Below are 16505 nucleotides of genomic sequence, written 5' to 3' on the forward strand. Positions count from 1 at the left end.
CTGTTGTCGGCAAAGATTAGCCCAAGATACGGCGCGCGATAACCTGTGCCTGAATTTCAGCCGCACCCTCGAAGATGTTCAGGATGCGCGCATCACACAGGACGCGGCTGATTTTGTACTCTAGGGCAAAGCCGTTACCGCCGTGGATTTGTAGACCGTTATCGGCTGCAGCCCAAGCCACACGCGCGCCAAGCAGTTTCGCCATACCGGCTTCCACATCACAGCGGCGACCCTCGTCTTTTTCGAAGGCAGAGAAATAGGTGAGCTGACGCGCCACCATGATCTCAACTGCCATCATGGCCAGTTTGCTGGAAACCCGCGGGAAGTTGATCAGCGCCTTGCCGAACTGTTTGCGGTCAAGCGCGTACTGCATGGAGATATCAAGCGCGGATTGCGCAACACCGATGGCGCGAGCGGCGGTTTGAATGCGCGCGCTTTCGAAGGTCTCCATCAATTGTTTGAAGCCTTTGCCTTCTTCTCCACCAAGAAGGTTCTCGCCTTTGACCTCAAACCCGTCGAACGCCAGTTCATATTCCTTCATGCCACGGTAACCGAGCACTTCGATTTCACCGCCGGTCATACCGTCGGTCGGGAAAGGATTTTCGTCGGTACCCGGCGTCTTTTCGGCCAAGAACATCGACAGACCTTTGTAGTCGGTTGTCTCAGGGTCTGTGCGCGCCAGCAAAGTCATTACGTGAGTACGCGCGGCGTGGGTGATCCACGTCTTGTTGCCGGTGACTTTGTAGGTCTCGCCTTCTTTTACGGCGCGTGTTCGCAGTGAACCTAGGTCGGACCCTGTATTCGGCTCCGTAAAAACGGCGGTCGGCAGTGTTTCTGCGCTTGCTATGCGTGGCAGCCATTTTTGCTTTTGCTCGTCAGTGCCGCCGGCAATAATAAGCTCTGCTGCGATTTCGGAGCGTGTGCCAAGCGAGCCAACCCCGATATAGCCGCGCGAGAGTTCTTCTGACACAACGCACATGGACGCTTTGGACAAGCCGAAGCCGCCGAATTCTTCCGGAATGGTCAGGCCAAAAACGCCCATCTCAGCAAGATCATCGATGATCTCCATCGGGATCAGTTCATCTTTGAGGTGCCATTCGTGGGCAAATGGTTCGACCTTCTCCACCGCGTAGCGGCGGAACTGCTCGCGAATCATCTCAAGCTCTTCATCAAGGCCCGATGCACCGACCGTCACGTTCGCGGAGTGTTCTTGCATCAGCTCAACAAGGCGCGTGCGTGCGTTTTGAGTGTTCCCGCCTTGGGTCAACGCCATAATCGCAGGGTCGCTCAAGCCGCGCTGATCTTCCTGGCTAAGACCAAGATCCTGAAGGCGTACGATTTCGCCTTGGTTCATCTGGATGCCACCGTAAATCTGCCAGAGGTATTCACCAAACGCGATCTGGTGGATCAGGGCTTCGGTTTCACCGAACTTCCCATCTTTCTGTAGCGCTTCGGCCCATGACTGCATCTGGCGCAGGGATTGGGCGTAAGTTGCTAGCCATGCCAGCCCATGCGCGGCCGTTTGATTTTGCTCGACCAGAGCGTTTGAAACGCGGCCGTTTTCAGTGACCATCGTGCGGACTGCTTCGGTTGCGCGGGTAAGGATCGTCTCAACCGGTGCTACGGCTGATGCTGTAAGCTTCAGCAGATCATCAAGGAGGGCAGGGGCCTCTACGTTCATCTGTCCATCATGTGCCATCATTTACATCCTTTTTTACTTAGCGCTCGGCATAATCACTTTGCAGGTGCAGCGCAACAAAGATACGTTTTGCTGCGTCAATATGTTCGAAAATTTCGCTAACGAATTGCCGTGCGCCTAAAATTCCATTTGGTATGTAGGGCTATGGAAACATTATTCCCGCTTTTATCACCTTACGAGCTTGGCCTCGCAGCTTTAATTGCGATTCTCGCAGGATTTGTCAAAGGAGTCGTGGGATTCGCCATGCCTCTGGTCTTTATATCAGGCCTGACAATATTCATGCCGCCCGAACTTGCTTTGGCGGGGTTGATTGTTCCAACCCTCGTGACCAACGCACATCAGGCATTGCGGCAGGGTATGCATGCCGCAGTTCGATCCACGATAGATTTTCGCGTGTTCTTGGTATGTGGGGGCGTGGCGCTGATTGCTTGTGCTCAATTGGTACGCATTTTCCCCGATCAGGTGATGCTGGCCGTGATCGGCGTGCCGGTAACTTTCTTCGCGCTGCTTCAGCTTGGCGGCTATACGTTCAAGCTGTCTCGCCGGAATACACGTGTCGAAGTAGTTGCTGGCGCCGTTGCTGGTGCGCTTGGCGGGCTTTCAGGAATTTGGGGCCCGCCGACCGTGGCATATCTGACGGCGCTGAATACGCCCAAGCATGAACAGATGCGGATTCAGGGCGTGATATACGGTCTTGGCGCTGTGGCGCTTCTTTTTGCTCATGTCGGCTCGGGTGTATTACGAGCCGAGACGATAGGCTTTTCTCTCGCGATGGTGCCGACAGCCTATTTGGGGATGTCGATCGGTATGGCGTTCACGGACCGAATCGATCAGATGGCATTTCGCCGTGCTACGCTTGCCGTGCTTTTGGTTGCAGGGCTTAACCTGATCCGCCGGGCTTGGCTGGGGTAACTACCCCTGCCGCGCCACGGTCAAACCGGAGACATCTTCGATAAACGTAACGATCCGCGATTTAACTTTATCATCTTGAATAGAGGCCAGAGCGTTTACGATCTCCATTCCAGAATCTCGTTCAGATACAGCGCTTTTTGCATCTTCGTAGAGACCTTCAAAGAAATAGGCGGGTGAAACTTCGAATATCTGAGCTAATTCGAAAAGGCGGCTTGCCGCAATTCGGTTAGACCCGATTTCGTATTTCTGAATTTGCTGGAACGATAGTCCAAGACGCTGTGCGACGTCGGTTTGCGAATAACGGCGCAGCGTCCGAATATCTCTAAGCTTTTGCCCTACGTGTACATCTACTGGATGAGCCATAACTATTTAACCTCTGGTTGTGCCTTTGTAGCATTGCGAAAAATTGCTCATACGATCAATTGGATACATTTATTATATTTCGATCAATTTATGTCAGATACATGAGTGATTGCGGCAACGGCAATGGGTGATTTTTGTTGCTCGCATGGGTGATTTGTGATCAATGTTCGGTATGGGATCAAATTTGAAGATATCACTGCCTCCAAAGAAGCAATTTCCAGCTCCGGCTCTGCTGTATGAGATGATGCGTTCTTTTTCTGCTTTGGCGGATACCCTTAATTTGTCTCAGGCTGTTGAGGAATTAGGCAGTACCCGTCAAACGGTGCGCCGACATATCGGTCATCTTGAAGAAACGATGGGTCATAAGCTGTTTGATGTTCAACAGCGTCGATATACTTTGACCGATCAGGGCGCGCGCGCTTTGGCACCGGCCCGAACGCTTCTTGATCAAGGAAGTGTTTGGTTACAGGGCAATTTTCAGGATGTAGAAGGTATGTTGCGGGTCTCTTTTGAAGGAGACACCGGCTGGGTATTCCATCAGCAGCAGCTTCCGCTGAGTAGGATATGGTCCGGCGATTCGGAGTTACTGCGAGAGGCGCTAAAGGCCTGGACGCAGAGCGAGGGCATGCTTGAAAACAAGGAAATGCTGCATGTCCGGCCTTATATTCTAGCCTACCGTGATATCGCCGACAGTTGGATTTGTGTAGAAGTCGGGGAAAAGTCGTTCTATTCGAACTGGTATGGTTGGGCCGAGGCGCGCAGCAGTGTCGGGCGGGACCTCAACCAGTTTCCCGGAGGCGAACAGTTTATGAGCCTCGCTACGGCGCCGTTTACGGATGTAAGCGAGAGCCACGGTGTTCGATTAGATCAAATTGTAAGTAAAATGCGCCTCAGCGCCGACGGACCTTTACAGTACATTGCTTTCGACAGGTTGTTGTTGGGGGTAAAAATGCCTGATGGGTCACCCGCGATTATCTCGGTCGTGGATCGGGCAAAAGAGATACTTATCACAGACTTGGACAAAGACCTTTTGGATCAGGTTCCCGACAAAGCAAGAGTGGATTTTGTCAGGGAAGGATAATTTCGGGTGTTTTTCCCCGTGATCCGGTAGCATTTAGGTGTACTGGATGAAGGGGCGATTCCAAATGACACTTATTAAGATGCAAACCGGCGACCGTTTTGTCGCAAATAGTGCCGAAATTTTTCAGCGATATGGCGTAACGCTGGAGCTCGGATATGATTTCGAAGAGTATCGGAAGATACTAAAATCCGCGCGCCCTGACCATGAGTTGGGCGCCCCTTACGATCCGCGACTCCGTGAAATGAATGCGAATAACGCGCTTTGGATTGTTGGTCGCAACGTCGCCGGAGATGTTATCCATACGCAAGCTTTACGCATGTTGGATAATCATTCGCTATCGGTCGGAGAGTATTTTTCGCGCCGTTTTCGTGAATTTCCGCCGTCCGTACCGGCGCTTGATCTGGAGCGTTCGCGTTTTCGTGCAGGGCCGGGGGCCATGCGGATGTTCGGATCTGTAGCCTACCATGGAGAGTTCTGGATCGCGCCAGGCGCAGAAAGCCTGCGCGGCCAAGGCATGTCTTGCGTTCTGGGGCGCTATGGCTTCTACGAAGCGATTCAGCATTGGGACCCAGACCACGTGGTGGCGTTCATGGCCAAAGGTATTGCGTTCAAGGGGCTGGCAGAGCGTACTGGTTGGATGCACACCCAACCCGGCGCATTGCGCTGGTTTCTGCAAGGCAATGATGTCCCGATCGAGGGGTTTATGGCCTACATGGACCGGGAAGACCTGCACTATGTTCTGGAGCTTCCTCTTAACGACCTTGTCGCGATGGCAGCCTAAATCTCTGAAATTAGTATGATCGCAAAAAAGGGCCGCTGTGCGAAACAGCGGCCCTTTTTTGATTAACTCCGCGCTGTATCAGCGAATGATCGCAGCTTTTACTTCGTCGTCGATGTGCGGCATGTATTGCTCGAAATTGTCGGCGAACATTTTTACCAGCTTTGCCACCTGACGGTCATAGGCTTCCGGATTGTCCCAAGTGCGGCGTGGATCAAGAAGGATGTCTGCAACACCTTCGACAGATACGGGCACGTCAAATCCAAAGTTTTCGTCGGCGCGGAATTTGCCAGCCATAAGCGACCCGTCAAGAGCTGCCGTCAGCAATGCACGCGTGGCACGGATAGGCATACGGGAGCCCGTGCCGTATGCGCCACCGGTCCAGCCGGTGTTTACTAGCCAGCAAGTCGCGCCATGCTGGGCAATCTTTTCACGCAACAGGTTGCCATAGACTTCGGGGCGACGTGGCATGAACGGTGCGCCGAAGCAGGTGGAGAAGGTTGGTTCTGGCTCTGTCACGCCACGCTCTGTACCCGCTACCTTTGAGGTGAAGCCGGACAGGAAGTGGTACATCGCCTGAGCAGGTGTGAGGCGTGCAATGGGCGGCAACGTCCCGAAGGCATCGCACGTCAGCATGATGATGTTTTTCGGGTGGCCGCCAATCGCCTTCTTCGACGCATTCGAGATGTAGTGCAACGGATACGCACAGCGCATGTTTGCCGTCAGGCTATCATCGTCAAAGTCGAGCTCTTTGGTTTCGTCGTCGTAGATCATGTTTTCAATCACGGTGCCGAATTTCTCGGTCGTGGCGTAGATCTCGGGCTCTGCTTCAGCGCTCAGGTTGATGGTCTTGGCATAGCACCCGCCTTCGAAGTTGAAGGTACCTGTATCCGACCAGCCATGTTCGTCATCGCCGATCAGGATGCGCTCTGGATCTGCTGATAGAGTTGTCTTGCCGGTGCCAGACAGGCCGAAGAAAATTGCTGTATCAACCGGATTGCCAACGGCATGGTTGGCTGAGCAATGCATTGGCATTACGCCTTTTTCCGGCAGCAGATAGTTCAGCAGAGAGAAAACAGATTTCTTGTTTTCGCCGGCATACTCTGTTCCGCCAATGAGGATCATCTTGCGGTCAAAGTTCATCGCGATGACGGTCTCGGAGCGACAGTCGTGCTTCTTCGGGTCGGCCGAAAAGCTTGGGCAGTTGATGACGGTGAAATCTGCCAAGAAGTGGTCCAGTTGATCGCGGTCGGGCCGACGCATCATGTGGCGGATGAAAAGCCCGTGCCATGCCAACTCGGTTACAAAACGCACGTTGATCGCGTGTTTTGGATCTGCGCCACCGACAAGGTCCTGAACGAAATAATCGCCGCCCTTCATGTGGGTCAGCATGTCTTCGTACAAAGCGTCAAAGCCCGCCTCGGACATTTCAGCGTTGTTTTCCCACCAGATCGTGTCTTTGACGCTGTCGCTCATGACGACGTGTTTGTCTTTGGGGGAGCGGCCTGTGAATTTTCCGGTGGTTACCAGAAACGCGCCACCTTTACCCAATGTTCCCTCATCGCGTTTGAGGGCGGTCTCAATCAACGCAGGTTCCATGAGGTTGTAATATACATTGCCGAGCCCTTTGATCCCTTGATCGTCGAGGCTGAAGTTCGGATTGACCCGTCCGGTTTGCATGCAATGTCTCCTTTGGAAACTGCGCGTCTAGCGCAGCGTAATGGGGAATGCCCGGGACCAGAAGCGCACGGGCATCAATGGAATGTCGGCCTCTTAACACGATGATTTGCAGGTTGAACAGGCGCGTTTGCACAGTTAGCGCCACCACGTAGCCAATTGCCGCAGTACACGACACAATGGCGCGCTTTCGCCTGTGTATGGTTCTGTTGAGTGGGGTTTTGATGGCCGGGCGCAGTATCATCGGCGATTAGGTGAGGCAATTTAGCCATTCATAAACAAATTATGTCCCAAATATGACCGTACTATCCACTGATTCGCACTTTAGGATTGATTCGACAGCAAAAGGAGTGATCAATGCTTGGAAAAACAAAAATACATTGAGCAGCACAAGGAAACAGGCAATGTCAAAAATTGCATTGGTCGACGACGACAGGAATATCCTGACGTCCGTCTCGATGACTCTTGAAGCCGAAGGTTTTGAGGTGGAAACTTATAATGACGGTCAGGCCGCATTGGACGCGTTTAACAAGCGTATGCCCGATATGGCCGTGCTTGATATCAAGATGCCGCGGATGGATGGAATGGACCTGCTCCAGCGCCTGCGCCAGAAAACTGCAATGCCGGTGATTTTTCTCACATCTAAAGATGATGAGATTGACGAAGTTCTGGGCCTGCGCATGGGGGCCGATGACTATGTGAAAAAGCCGTTCTCGCAGCGGCTGCTGGTAGAACGCATTCGTGCGCTGCTGCGCCGTCAGGACGCGGTTGCCACCGATGAGGTCGGCGATACCGAAGAGACAAAGGTAATGGAGCGCGGCGACTTGCGGATGGACCCGCTCCGTCATGCCGTCAGCTGGAAGGGCAAAGATGTATCCCTGACAGTCACAGAATTTCTTTTGTTGCAGGCATTGGCGCAACGGCCAGGGTTCGTAAAGTCGCGCGATCAGTTGATGGACGTGGCCTATGACGATCAAGTTTATGTGGATGACCGCACAATTGACAGTCATATCAAACGCCTGCGTAAGAAGATGCGGACCGCGGATGATGAATTCTCCGCGATTGAGACACTTTACGGGATCGGCTACAGGTATAACGAAGAGTGATCCGGTATCATGGCGATTGCCGAAAGGAACTTCGTGCGCGATCTGACACCAGCAAGACGTGATGGTGATGTTGTTCTGGGGGACGATTGGGTCGCCCCAGACAGTGCTGCACCAAATGAAATCAGAGCCCGCCGCGAACGGCGGGGGCTGTTTTCATTGCGTGCGTCGCCGCTGACGCGGAAAATCATTACCTTCAATCTGATTGCTTTGAATGTTCTGGTCGCCGGAATCCTTTATCTCAATTCCTCGCGCGAAAGCCTCGCTGTACAGCGTGCGGCCTCACTTGTTTCCGAAGCTGAGCTGATTGCAGATGTGATCGAAGCGCAGCTGCCGGAAGGGCAATCCGTAGATTTGTCGACCGGTGAAGGCGTGGATATAGACAAAACTCTGTCAGGGCTTGACCTGCGCAGTGGTATTCAGGTGTTCATCTTTGATCCGGACGGTGCTTTGATCTCTCGTTTCGAAGGCGCCAGTGATGCCCGTGCCGAAGGGCGTGCAGATGGAACCGAGAGCAAGACAATATTGACTGATGGCCTGAGTTGGTTGTGGAATGCTGTATCTTCTCCGTTTCGGGGCAATGGTCAGCCAGTGTCTATCGAAGATCGGTTGAAGCCGGTCATTGCTGCCGCTCTCGTGAATGGTGCTCAAATCAAGGAGGAGCACGACGACGAAGGTGCTACTCTGCTGGCCGTGGCCACTCCGATTGAGTTTGGCAACACATCAATCGGCGCGGTTGCCATTGCGAGCGCTAGCGGTGAGATTGACCGCCTCGTTCGAGGTGAGCGCGAGCGGGTGCTGCAAATGTTTATTATCGCAACCCTCGTGTCCATCGGTTTGAGCCTCGTTCTGGCCTCGACCATCGCAAACCCTTTGGCTGATCTGGCTGCTGCGGCAGAATTGGGACGTGACAAAGACGCCCGCAAGATGAACCCCGGCCGTATCCGCATCCCTGATTTGACGGCGCGCCCCGATGAGATTGGTCGCTTGTCCGCCGCTTTGCGCGGAATGGTCTCCGCACTTTACAACCGCATTGAAGGGAATGAACAGTTCGCTGCAGATGTGGCACATGAAATCAAGAACCCGCTTGCTTCGCTGCGCTCGGCTGTTGGCACGTTGCGTATGATCAAGCGTGAAGACCAGCGGGAAAAGTTGCTGGATGTGATTGACCACGACGTGCGACGCCTTGACCGTTTGGTTAGTGACATTTCGAACGCCTCCCGTCTCGACAGCGAGCTGGTAAAGGAAGAGGAAGAGCCTTTCGACCTGGTGAACATGCTGGGGAATCTGGGGCAATATCTGGGCGAGGACGCCAAGAGCAAAGGCATCGACTTTATCGTCGATCTGCCGAAAGACTCGATTGTTGTGCAGGGACTTGAAGCCCGTCTTGCACAGGTTTTTGTGAACTTAATCACCAATGCGATTTCGTTCTGTGAGGATGGTGATGCAATACGCGTCTGGGCGCGTAAGCGTGAAAACCGGGTCCTTGTGGTGGTTGAAGACACTGGTCCAGGCATTCCGGATCAGGCGCTTGGCAAGATTTTCAAGCGCTTCTATTCGGAACGACCTGAAGAGCACTTTGGCAATAACTCCGGTCTCGGACTTGCGATTTCCAAACAGATTGTCGAAGCGCACGGTGGTGTGATCTGGGCCGAGAACATCCGGCCGACCGATGCTGACATAACTTCTGACCCACTCGGCGCGCGTTTTGTCGTAGGCTTGCCGATCTAGACATGACTGCTCAAAGCCTGATCCTGCATGGCACCTGTGTTGACGTGGCGGGCAAAGGTGTCCTGATTACGGGAGCATCGGGTAGTGGTAAGTCATCTTTGGCGCTACAGCTTATGGCGTTAGGAGCAGCGTTGGTTTCGGATGACCGTACTCGGTTGACCTTGGAAAGTGGCAGAATTCGTGCGGCCCCGCCCCCATCTATTGCTGGATTGATCGAAGCGCGCGGCGTTGGAATACTTCACACAGGTCATACCAAGCAAACTTTGGTGCACCTTGTCGTGGACATGGACGTGATTGAAACAAAGCGCCTTCCTGACGCGCATAGTACTACACTGCTGGACATACCGGTACGATGCCTGCACAAAGTTGACGCACCCTATTTTCCTGCGGCGCTTATTGCTTATCTTGCAGGAAGCGGACCCGAGGTATCATGACAGCTCCAGACCATCCACTTCGTCGCATCGTCTTCGTCACCGGCCCTTCGGGGGCGGGCCTATCGTCTACACTGAACGTGCTAGAGGACGCGGGATTTGAGGTTATCGACAATCTTCCAATGAGACTGCTTCCACTCCTCTTTGAGGATCAGGACCAAAGCCGACCTCTTGCTCTTGGAATTGATGCACGTAACCGCGACTTTTCGACGAACACCGTAATTGATTTGTTGGGGCATTTGGCAAGCCGTCCGGGCGTGTTGGCTGAAATGGTATTTCTGGATTGCAGTACTGATGTGCTCTTGCGTCGTTTTTCAGAGACACGCCGTCGTCATCCAATGGCACCAGCGGATCGTCCTGGTGAGGGCATAGAGGCCGAGCAGCAACTGCTGGAGCCTCTGCGGGCGCGTGCGGATGTGTTGATAGATACATCAGACATTAACGTGCACGAATTGCGGGCCGAGGTGGAGCATTGGTTTGCACCCGGTGGTAAGCGGCAAATGACTGTTACAGTGCAGTCTTTTTCATACAAGCGCGGTCTGCCGCGGTCCGTGGACATGGTTTATGATTGCCGCTTTCTGAAGAACCCATATTGGGAGCCCAGTTTGCGGGAGATGAACGGAACCGATCCGCGCGTGGCAGCACATGTCGCTACTGATCCGCGCTATGAAGAGTTCGCGCAGAAGGTTCTGGATATGAGCCTGCTTATTCTGCCAGCCTGCCGTGAAGAGGGGAAAAGCCATTTCTCCATCGCTTTCGGTTGCACCGGAGGTCAGCACAGGTCTGTGACCCTTGCGGAAAGCCATGCTTTGCGGCTTGCAGAGGAGGGCTGGCAAGTGTCAATAAGGCACAGAGAATTGAGCGCGCGGCAACGAATAGGGACGCAAGATACGTGATTGGCATTGTGATCGTGGCACATGGCGGACTGGCCCGTGAATATCTTGCGGCGATCGAACATGTGGTCGGATCCCAGAATGGTGTCCGCGCAATTGAAATCCGTGCAGACCATGACCGCGCTGCCAAGCAGGCCGAGATTTGCGAAGCCGCTGATGCTGTAGATACGGGGCAGGGCGTGGTTGTAGTCACGGATCTGTTCGGAGGCTCTCCGTCAAATCTAAGCTTGCTTGCCTGTCAGCCGGCTGGGCGCCGCATTATATACGGCGCAAATCTTCCCATGCTAATCAAGCTGGCGAAAAGCCGTGACAAGCCAGTGCCCGAAGCAGTTCGCGCTGCGCTTGAAGCTGGCAAGAAATATATTGATGCGCAAAACGTCAGTACTGAATAACAGGGCAAACCCATGACCAATATCACTCTTGAGATCGTGAACGAAAAAGGTTTGCACGCGCGCGCGTCCGCGAAACTGGTCGAAGTCGTTGAGGGCTTTGATGCAAGTGCAGAGGTGTCCAAGGACGGGATGAACGCGTCCGGCGATAGTATCATGGGGCTTTTAATGTTGGCAGCAGCCAAGGGAAGCTTTATTGACGTGGAAACTTCCGGCCCTGATGCAGAGGCGCTTGCCAGCGCACTGACAGCGCTGGTGGCCGATAAATTTGGTGAGGGCATGTAGCGTACCGCGCCCGAAGTTGCAGCGAGGTCACCTTACGTGACAGAGAAAACTCAAATCGTTGGTTCGGACGCACCTAACGGCGAAGCCGCTGAACAGGTGAGTTTCACTCACTATGACCGGCGCAGCTTGTCATATGCCTCCACTTTCGAGGACCCTTGGAAGTCACGGATGATATCCGCGATCGAGCTGTTCACCGGAAAACTGAAGATCCTTCAGATGATCCGGCAATTTGAAAAGCGCGGAGCGCCAAGCGGGCAGGCATTCTGGCGCGCGGCGCTTGATACAATGGGGATCGACCTCACAACGCCGCAAGAGCAGCTAGACCTGATCCCCAAAGAGGGGCCGGTAATCGTTGTGGCGAACCATCCACACGGTATGGTGGATGGCATGATTTTTGCTGACCTGATTGGACGCGTGCGCCCTGACTACCGAATCCTGACCCGATCTTTGCTGACCTCCATTGACGAAGTGGCAGGCAGCTACATGATCCCTGTACCCTTTCCGCATGATCCTGATGCACAACGCAAAGGCGTTGAAATGCGGGCAAAGGCGATGGCCCATCTTAAAAGCGGCGGCGTTGTCGCGCTGTTCCCATCCGGTGTTGTCGCGGCGTCAGATACATGGTGGGGTCCTGCAATTGAGGCGGAATGGAACGTTTTTACGGCCAAGATGATCCGCCGTTCAGGAGCGCAGGTTGTGCCGTTAAAATTTCCAGGCCAGAACAGCCGCGCCTATCAGATTGCTAATCAAATTTCCCCGATGCTGCGGCAGGGGTTATTGCTGCATGAGATAGCACATAGCTGCAACAAGCCTCAGGCGCCCGTCGTCGGCGCGCCTATTTCCCAATCCAAGATCGACGCACGCGCGGATGATCCTCGCGCTTTTATGGCGTGGCTACGGGATCTCACGCTAGGATTAGACGCAAACTGAATTAGCGTGTCGGCACCGGGACATCGCCACGGTAATCGTAAAATCCGCGCTGTGTCTTCCGGCCTAGCCAGCCGGCCTCGACGTATTTGGTCAAGAGGGGGCAGGGCCGATATTTGGTATCTGCAAGACCATCATGCAGGACGTTCATGATCGCGAGGCATGTATCCAGCCCGATAAAATCAGCAAGTTCCAGCGGCCCCATCGGATGGTTCGCACCCAGTTTCATGGAGCTATCGATCGACTTCACATTACCGACACCTTCATAGAGAGTATAAACCGCTTCGTTGATCATTGGCATCAATATCCGGTTCACAATGAAGGCAGGAAAATCCTCGGCAGAGGCAGAGGTCTTTTCCAACCTATCCACGACGGCCTTGCAGGCTGCGAAAGTTTCTTCATCCGTGGCGATCCCGCGAATCAGCTCAACCAGTTGCATCACTGGCACAGGATTCATGAAGTGAAATCCCATAAACTTTTCCGGTCGGTCCGTGCGGCTTGCCAGACGGGTGATAGAGATTGACGACGTATTCGAGGTAAGGATTGTCTCGGGCTTGAGGTGGGGCAAAAGGTCCTCGAAGATCGCCTGCTTGACTGTTTCACGCTCGGTAGCGGCCTCAATGATAAGGTCAGAAGGACCCAGATCGGTTAGTGTTTTCGTTGTTTTGATGCGTCCCAGCGCTGCATTCATATCTGCTTCGCTGATTTTTCCACGACCAACCTGACGGGACATGTTCCCACGCATGATTTCCATAGCAGACTTCAGAGAGTCTTCGCTGATGTCGTTCAGCATCACGTCATAACCTGCCAGTGACATTACATGTGCAATGCCGTTGCCCATCTGCCCTGCGCCGACGATGCCGATTGTCTGGATGTCCATGGGGTGCGTTCCTTTGCTGAGATCGCTGTAGCTTACGGTGGACAGTCGCCCCGCCGCAAGGGCTGTCGCACCGGAAAAAATGTCTCAAATCTGTTCTTTAAGCGAATCGTAAGAGCCAGCTGAACATAGTGCCAGCGGGTGAGAAAAAGGTGGGTGCAATGATCTATGATGTACTGGGGCCAGTGGCACTGGACTATCTGCCATGCAGATATGGCACGTCAAAATTGATTTTTCGGGGGCCGCAGCGTGAGCTGAAGAACCCTTATATCGCCTTTTTGGGCGGGACACAGACTTTTGGAAAATTTATTGAGCAGCCCTATCCCTTGAGGGTGGAGCATTTGACCGGAGTGGCTTCGGTCAATTTCGGGCAGATGAACGCGGGCCTTGATGTCTTTGCGTCTGATCCGGTCATTGCGGAGGCTGCGCATGGGGCGCGTGTCACAGTGCTTGAGGTGTTGGGCGCTATCAATCTGAGCAACAGGCTCTATTCCGTGCATCCACGTCGCAATGACCGGTTCCTTCGCACCGCACCCGACCTGAGGGCGCTATATCCAGAGGTGGATTTTTCCCAGTTCAATTTTACGCAACATATGTTGTCCGATCTCTTCCAGCGCGACAGTCAGCGCTTTGCGACAATGCGCCGGATCTTACAGCGGACATGGGTAAGGCGTATGCGCCAGTTAATTGATCGGTTGGGGGGGCACGTGGTGCTTCTGCGAATTGGCAACGATGCACAGGATAAAATATGCCCCGTGGGGCAGGGGTTCGGTCCCGTGTTGGTTAGTGATGACATGATTGAGGAAGTTCGAGGAGCGGTCAGTGCGATTGTTGACGTTCCCGCAAGCTTAACTGACGGGCCCAACAGATATGATGGGATGATTGTGAGCGCCCCAGAGGAGGAGGCGGCAAAGGTCGTGGCGCCCGCTCGTGTCCATAGTGCAGTAGCACAAGCGCTACTGCCAGTGCTTGATCAACTCATTTAGAACAGAAAAGGGCCACCGGTATGTGGAGCCATGCCGAGTTGTCGGAGGTAGGCGGCGAGATATTACACCTTGGTTACTCTTCCAACATAGCGGTAATCGGCGCATCGCGCAGCGAAGGTCCGCAAAGAGCGCTCAATACCTTATGCTGAGTAGTGCGCGAGTGTCGGCAATGGCGAGCCCCACCCGCAATCAAGCAACGTTTCGCTTTCGCCATATAACCGAAGGAAGTCCACCTTTACACCAGACTAATCGGCAGTCTGCGCTTCGATGATCGCAATAACACTCGCAACTTTCGCGGCATTGGCGGCGTCTGCATGGGGGGACGCAAATTGCCCGCTGTCGTTATCAAAATACCTGCCCGAAGCGCTTTTGAACCCTTCTGACAGTGCTGCGCGCGTCAGGATGTCGACCCCGATATTCAGATCATTACCCGATGTTCCAAAACCCTCCCGCACCATTTTGGTGGCGAGGAGAGAGCCAGGATTGATGGCGACCGAGACCGGACCATCGGGGTGTTTCGATGCAAAATCCTGACTCCACATCGTCAGGGCCAACTTGCTTTGCGCGTAGGCCTCCATGTCTTGCAGCTGCCGCTTGCCTTTCATGGCATCAACATCGACCGGCGCTTGTGCAGCAGAGGACAGATGCACCAAGCGGCCGTCTTTAGGCACGATGGGCAGCAGAAGGGTCGACAGAAGAGCGGGTGCAAAGGTGTTGACGATGAAGCGCACGTCCATTCCGTCGCCCAAACGCGGCTGCGACGTCTTGAATACACCGGCATTGTTGATCACAACGTCAATCCGGTCATGGACCTTTGTGAGGTCACGGCTCATTTGGGCGACTTGGGCCAAGTCGGACATATCGGCTTGAACGGTTGATAGGTTCGCGCCAATTTCAGCCTTCAGCTCGTCAAGCTTCTGGGCATTTCGACCGTGTGCGATAATTTTGTGCCCCTGGTTCGCCAAAGCCAGTGCGGTCGCACGGCCAAGTCCGTCGGTTGCACCGGTGATCAGGATTGTTTTTGTCATATTATGTTCCTTGTTCAAAAGCGGGCAGGACGTGCTCTGCCAGCCCGTCAAGTGTTGCCTCAACGGGTTTGGAGTTGAAGCGCAGATTCAACGCGACATGGTTGACGCCGATTTTCTCAAGTTGCCGAAGATATTGGACAAGAGGACGATACCCGGACCGGAAGCCAAGATGTATCGGGCTTGGCGACTCATCCGCATCATCGGCGAGGTCGATGTATAGCGGTTGCAAAACAGGTTTCGGCACCTGTCGCAAAGTGGTCAACCGAGTCTGCCAATCATGTAAAACGCGGTCCTGCGCCACGCCAGGGCGGGGATAGGTCATCCATCCATCGCCATGTTGTGCAATCCAGTCCGGCGATTGGCGGCTTGATCCAGTGATCAAAAGCGGCAGCTTCGACCCCGAAGGCCTGGGCAGCATATCAATTGACGAATCTACTTTGCCGAAACGATTTTCGATCTGCGACGCGGTCGTCCCCATGGCGCGAATGTACTCAAAGCTCTCTCGAAATGCCTCGCCACGGCTGTCGAAGTTGCGGTTCATGGCTGGGTATTCTTCGGGACGGTCGCCGGATGCCACGCCAAGGATCAGTCGCCCCCCCGACAAAACGTCAGCTGTCGCGGCGGCCTTTGCCACATGTGCGGGGTGGCGAAGGGGCAGGACGATACTTGCGACGCCCAAAGCGATATCGGTGGTTTTTGCGGCCAGATACCCAAGATAGGTAAAGGGATCGAAAAGCTGCCCCGCATCCCCAAAGCTCGGGACATTGAAGGGTACATCGCGCAGCCAGACTGCTTTGAACCCAAGCTGTTCCGCCTGTTGCACACGCTCGAGATGGCCTTCGATATCTGGCACAGGGCTTTGCCCATACTGCGCAATCGGCACAACAAGCCCGACACTCAGCCGACCGTTCTGGAACGTCGCGGTGAAGCCGCGATTGATCTGTTCGAATGGTGTGTGGGTATCGTCGCGCACGGCGGCTCTCCTGTCAGGATGCGCCGCCCCATCTTTGAGGGCGACGCAGGTGTTTCAGGCAAGATCGTCTTTGCCCTGGATCAGATAGTGATGGCTGACCGATCCGGCGGTCCGTTCGGCCAGATGGGGGGCGTATTGCTCATCTGCCATGAACGCCTTTGCAGCCTCTTTTGACGGCCACTCAATGATAATGCGAAGGCCCGCCTCTTGTGGCTCGCCTTCCAATTGTTCGTGGCTGGCCGTGCGGGCGATATACTTGCCGCCATGCGCCGCGACACGCTCATTGGCTGTCGGCAAATAGTCTGGGATCCAGTCTTCGCTGGTGGGCGTTACATCGAGAACAGAATAGTAGGTCATGTTTGGTTTCCTTCG

Annotated in this window: 18 protein-coding genes; 11 read left to right on the forward strand and 7 right to left on the reverse strand. The window is 54.2% G+C overall.

The features are described from left to right. Positions 1 to 16: 16 nt before the first annotated feature. Positions 17 to 1699, reverse strand: coding sequence for an acyl-CoA dehydrogenase family protein (locus tag K3757_RS02780; protein ID WP_259999149.1), 1683 nt, complete (start codon positions 1697 to 1699; stop codon positions 17 to 19). 144 nt (positions 1700 to 1843) lie between these two features. On the opposite strand from K3757_RS02780, the gene K3757_RS02785 reads away from it, so the two are divergent. Next, on the forward strand, positions 1844 to 2611 hold the full coding sequence (locus K3757_RS02785) for a sulfite exporter TauE/SafE family protein (protein WP_259999152.1): 768 nt from the start codon (positions 1844 to 1846) through the stop codon (positions 2609 to 2611). On the opposite strand, the gene K3757_RS02790 is transcribed toward K3757_RS02785, so the two are convergent. Next, positions 2612 to 2974, reverse strand: a complete 363-nt coding sequence (locus K3757_RS02790) for a helix-turn-helix domain-containing protein (RefSeq protein ID WP_259999154.1) — start codon at positions 2972 to 2974, stop codon at positions 2612 to 2614. It lies immediately after the preceding gene. Positions 2975 to 3158: 184 nt separating this feature from the next. Between K3757_RS02790 and K3757_RS02795 the strand changes: the two genes are divergently transcribed. Both K3757_RS02795 and K3757_RS02800 read left to right on the forward strand, forming a co-directional pair. After that, positions 3159 to 4055: a LysR family transcriptional regulator gene (locus K3757_RS02795; protein WP_259999156.1), complete on the forward strand. Its 897-nt coding sequence runs from the start codon at positions 3159 to 3161 to the stop codon at positions 4053 to 4055. 64 nt (positions 4056 to 4119) lie between these two features. After that, a complete protein-coding gene (locus tag K3757_RS02800) occupies positions 4120 to 4836 on the forward strand; it encodes a hypothetical protein (RefSeq protein ID WP_259999158.1) in 717 nt (238 codons plus the stop codon). Between the two features lie 78 nt (positions 4837 to 4914). On the opposite strand, the gene K3757_RS02805 is transcribed toward K3757_RS02800, so the two are convergent. Further along, positions 4915 to 6513 (reverse strand): phosphoenolpyruvate carboxykinase, encoded by a 1599-nt coding sequence (locus tag K3757_RS02805; protein WP_259999160.1) that lies wholly within the window; start codon positions 6511 to 6513, stop codon positions 4915 to 4917. A gap of 401 nt (positions 6514 to 6914) precedes the next feature. Here K3757_RS02805 and K3757_RS02810 point away from each other — a divergent pair, with 401 nt between their 5' ends. Genes K3757_RS02810 through K3757_RS02840 form a run of 7 tightly spaced genes read left to right on the forward strand, consistent with a single transcriptional unit; the run spans position 6915 to position 12272 of the window. Next, on the forward strand, positions 6915 to 7616 hold the full coding sequence (locus tag K3757_RS02810) for a response regulator transcription factor (protein ID WP_259999162.1): 702 nt from the start codon (positions 6915 to 6917) through the stop codon (positions 7614 to 7616). A 9-nt stretch (positions 7617 to 7625) separates the two neighbouring features. Beyond that, entirely contained in the window at positions 7626 to 9344 is a 1719-nt protein-coding gene (locus K3757_RS02815; RefSeq protein ID WP_259999164.1) for a sensor histidine kinase, read from the forward strand. A gap of 2 nt (positions 9345 to 9346) precedes the next feature. Then, on the forward strand, positions 9347 to 9778 hold the full coding sequence (locus K3757_RS02820) for an HPr kinase/phosphorylase (RefSeq protein ID WP_259999166.1): 432 nt from the start codon (positions 9347 to 9349) through the stop codon (positions 9776 to 9778). Next, complete coding sequence (gene rapZ / locus K3757_RS02825; RefSeq protein ID WP_259999168.1) at positions 9775 to 10671, forward strand: RNase adapter RapZ; 897 nt, start codon at positions 9775 to 9777, stop codon at positions 10669 to 10671. Before K3757_RS02820 ends, rapZ begins: the two co-directional genes overlap by 4 nt. Next, complete coding sequence (locus K3757_RS02830) at positions 10668 to 11060, forward strand: PTS sugar transporter subunit IIA (RefSeq protein WP_259999170.1); 393 nt, start codon at positions 10668 to 10670, stop codon at positions 11058 to 11060. Before rapZ ends, K3757_RS02830 begins: the two co-directional genes overlap by 4 nt. A 12-nt stretch (positions 11061 to 11072) precedes the next feature. Beyond that, positions 11073 to 11342: an HPr family phosphocarrier protein gene (locus K3757_RS02835; protein ID WP_259999172.1), complete on the forward strand. Its 270-nt coding sequence runs from the start codon at positions 11073 to 11075 to the stop codon at positions 11340 to 11342. Positions 11343 to 11396: 54 nt separating this feature from the next. Next, complete coding sequence (locus K3757_RS02840; RefSeq protein ID WP_260001171.1) at positions 11397 to 12272, forward strand: lysophospholipid acyltransferase family protein; 876 nt, start codon at positions 11397 to 11399, stop codon at positions 12270 to 12272. A gap of 1 nt (position 12273) precedes the next feature. Here the strand turns inward: K3757_RS02840 and K3757_RS02845 are convergent, their stop codons facing one another. Continuing rightward, on the reverse strand, positions 12274 to 13149 hold the full coding sequence (locus K3757_RS02845; RefSeq protein ID WP_259999174.1) for a 3-hydroxybutyryl-CoA dehydrogenase: 876 nt from the start codon (positions 13147 to 13149) through the stop codon (positions 12274 to 12276). 158 nt (positions 13150 to 13307) lie between these two features. On the opposite strand from K3757_RS02845, the gene K3757_RS02850 reads away from it, so the two are divergent. Beyond that, on the forward strand, positions 13308 to 14132 hold the full coding sequence (locus tag K3757_RS02850) for a DUF6473 family protein (protein WP_259999176.1): 825 nt from the start codon (positions 13308 to 13310) through the stop codon (positions 14130 to 14132). Positions 14133 to 14377: 245 nt separating this feature from the next. Here the strand turns inward: K3757_RS02850 and K3757_RS02855 are convergent, their stop codons facing one another. The 3 genes from K3757_RS02855 to K3757_RS02865 are packed head-to-tail and all read right to left on the reverse strand — an operon-like array spanning position 14378 to position 16490. Beyond that, the gene (locus K3757_RS02855) at positions 14378 to 15160 is read right to left on the reverse strand and encodes an SDR family NAD(P)-dependent oxidoreductase (RefSeq protein ID WP_259999178.1); all 783 of its coding nucleotides are present in this window, start codon (positions 15158 to 15160) and stop codon (positions 14378 to 14380) included. Position 15161: 1 nt separating this feature from the next. Continuing rightward, the gene (locus K3757_RS02860) at positions 15162 to 16133 is read right to left on the reverse strand and encodes an LLM class oxidoreductase (RefSeq protein WP_259999180.1); all 972 of its coding nucleotides are present in this window, start codon (positions 16131 to 16133) and stop codon (positions 15162 to 15164) included. Positions 16134 to 16187: 54 nt separating this feature from the next. Further along, positions 16188 to 16490: a DUF1330 domain-containing protein gene (locus K3757_RS02865; RefSeq protein WP_259999182.1), complete on the reverse strand. Its 303-nt coding sequence runs from the start codon at positions 16488 to 16490 to the stop codon at positions 16188 to 16190. Positions 16491 to 16505 lie beyond the last annotated feature (15 nt).

Source organism: Sulfitobacter sp. S223 (assembly GCF_025143825.1).
GTDB lineage: Bacteria > Pseudomonadota > Alphaproteobacteria > Rhodobacterales > Rhodobacteraceae > Sulfitobacter.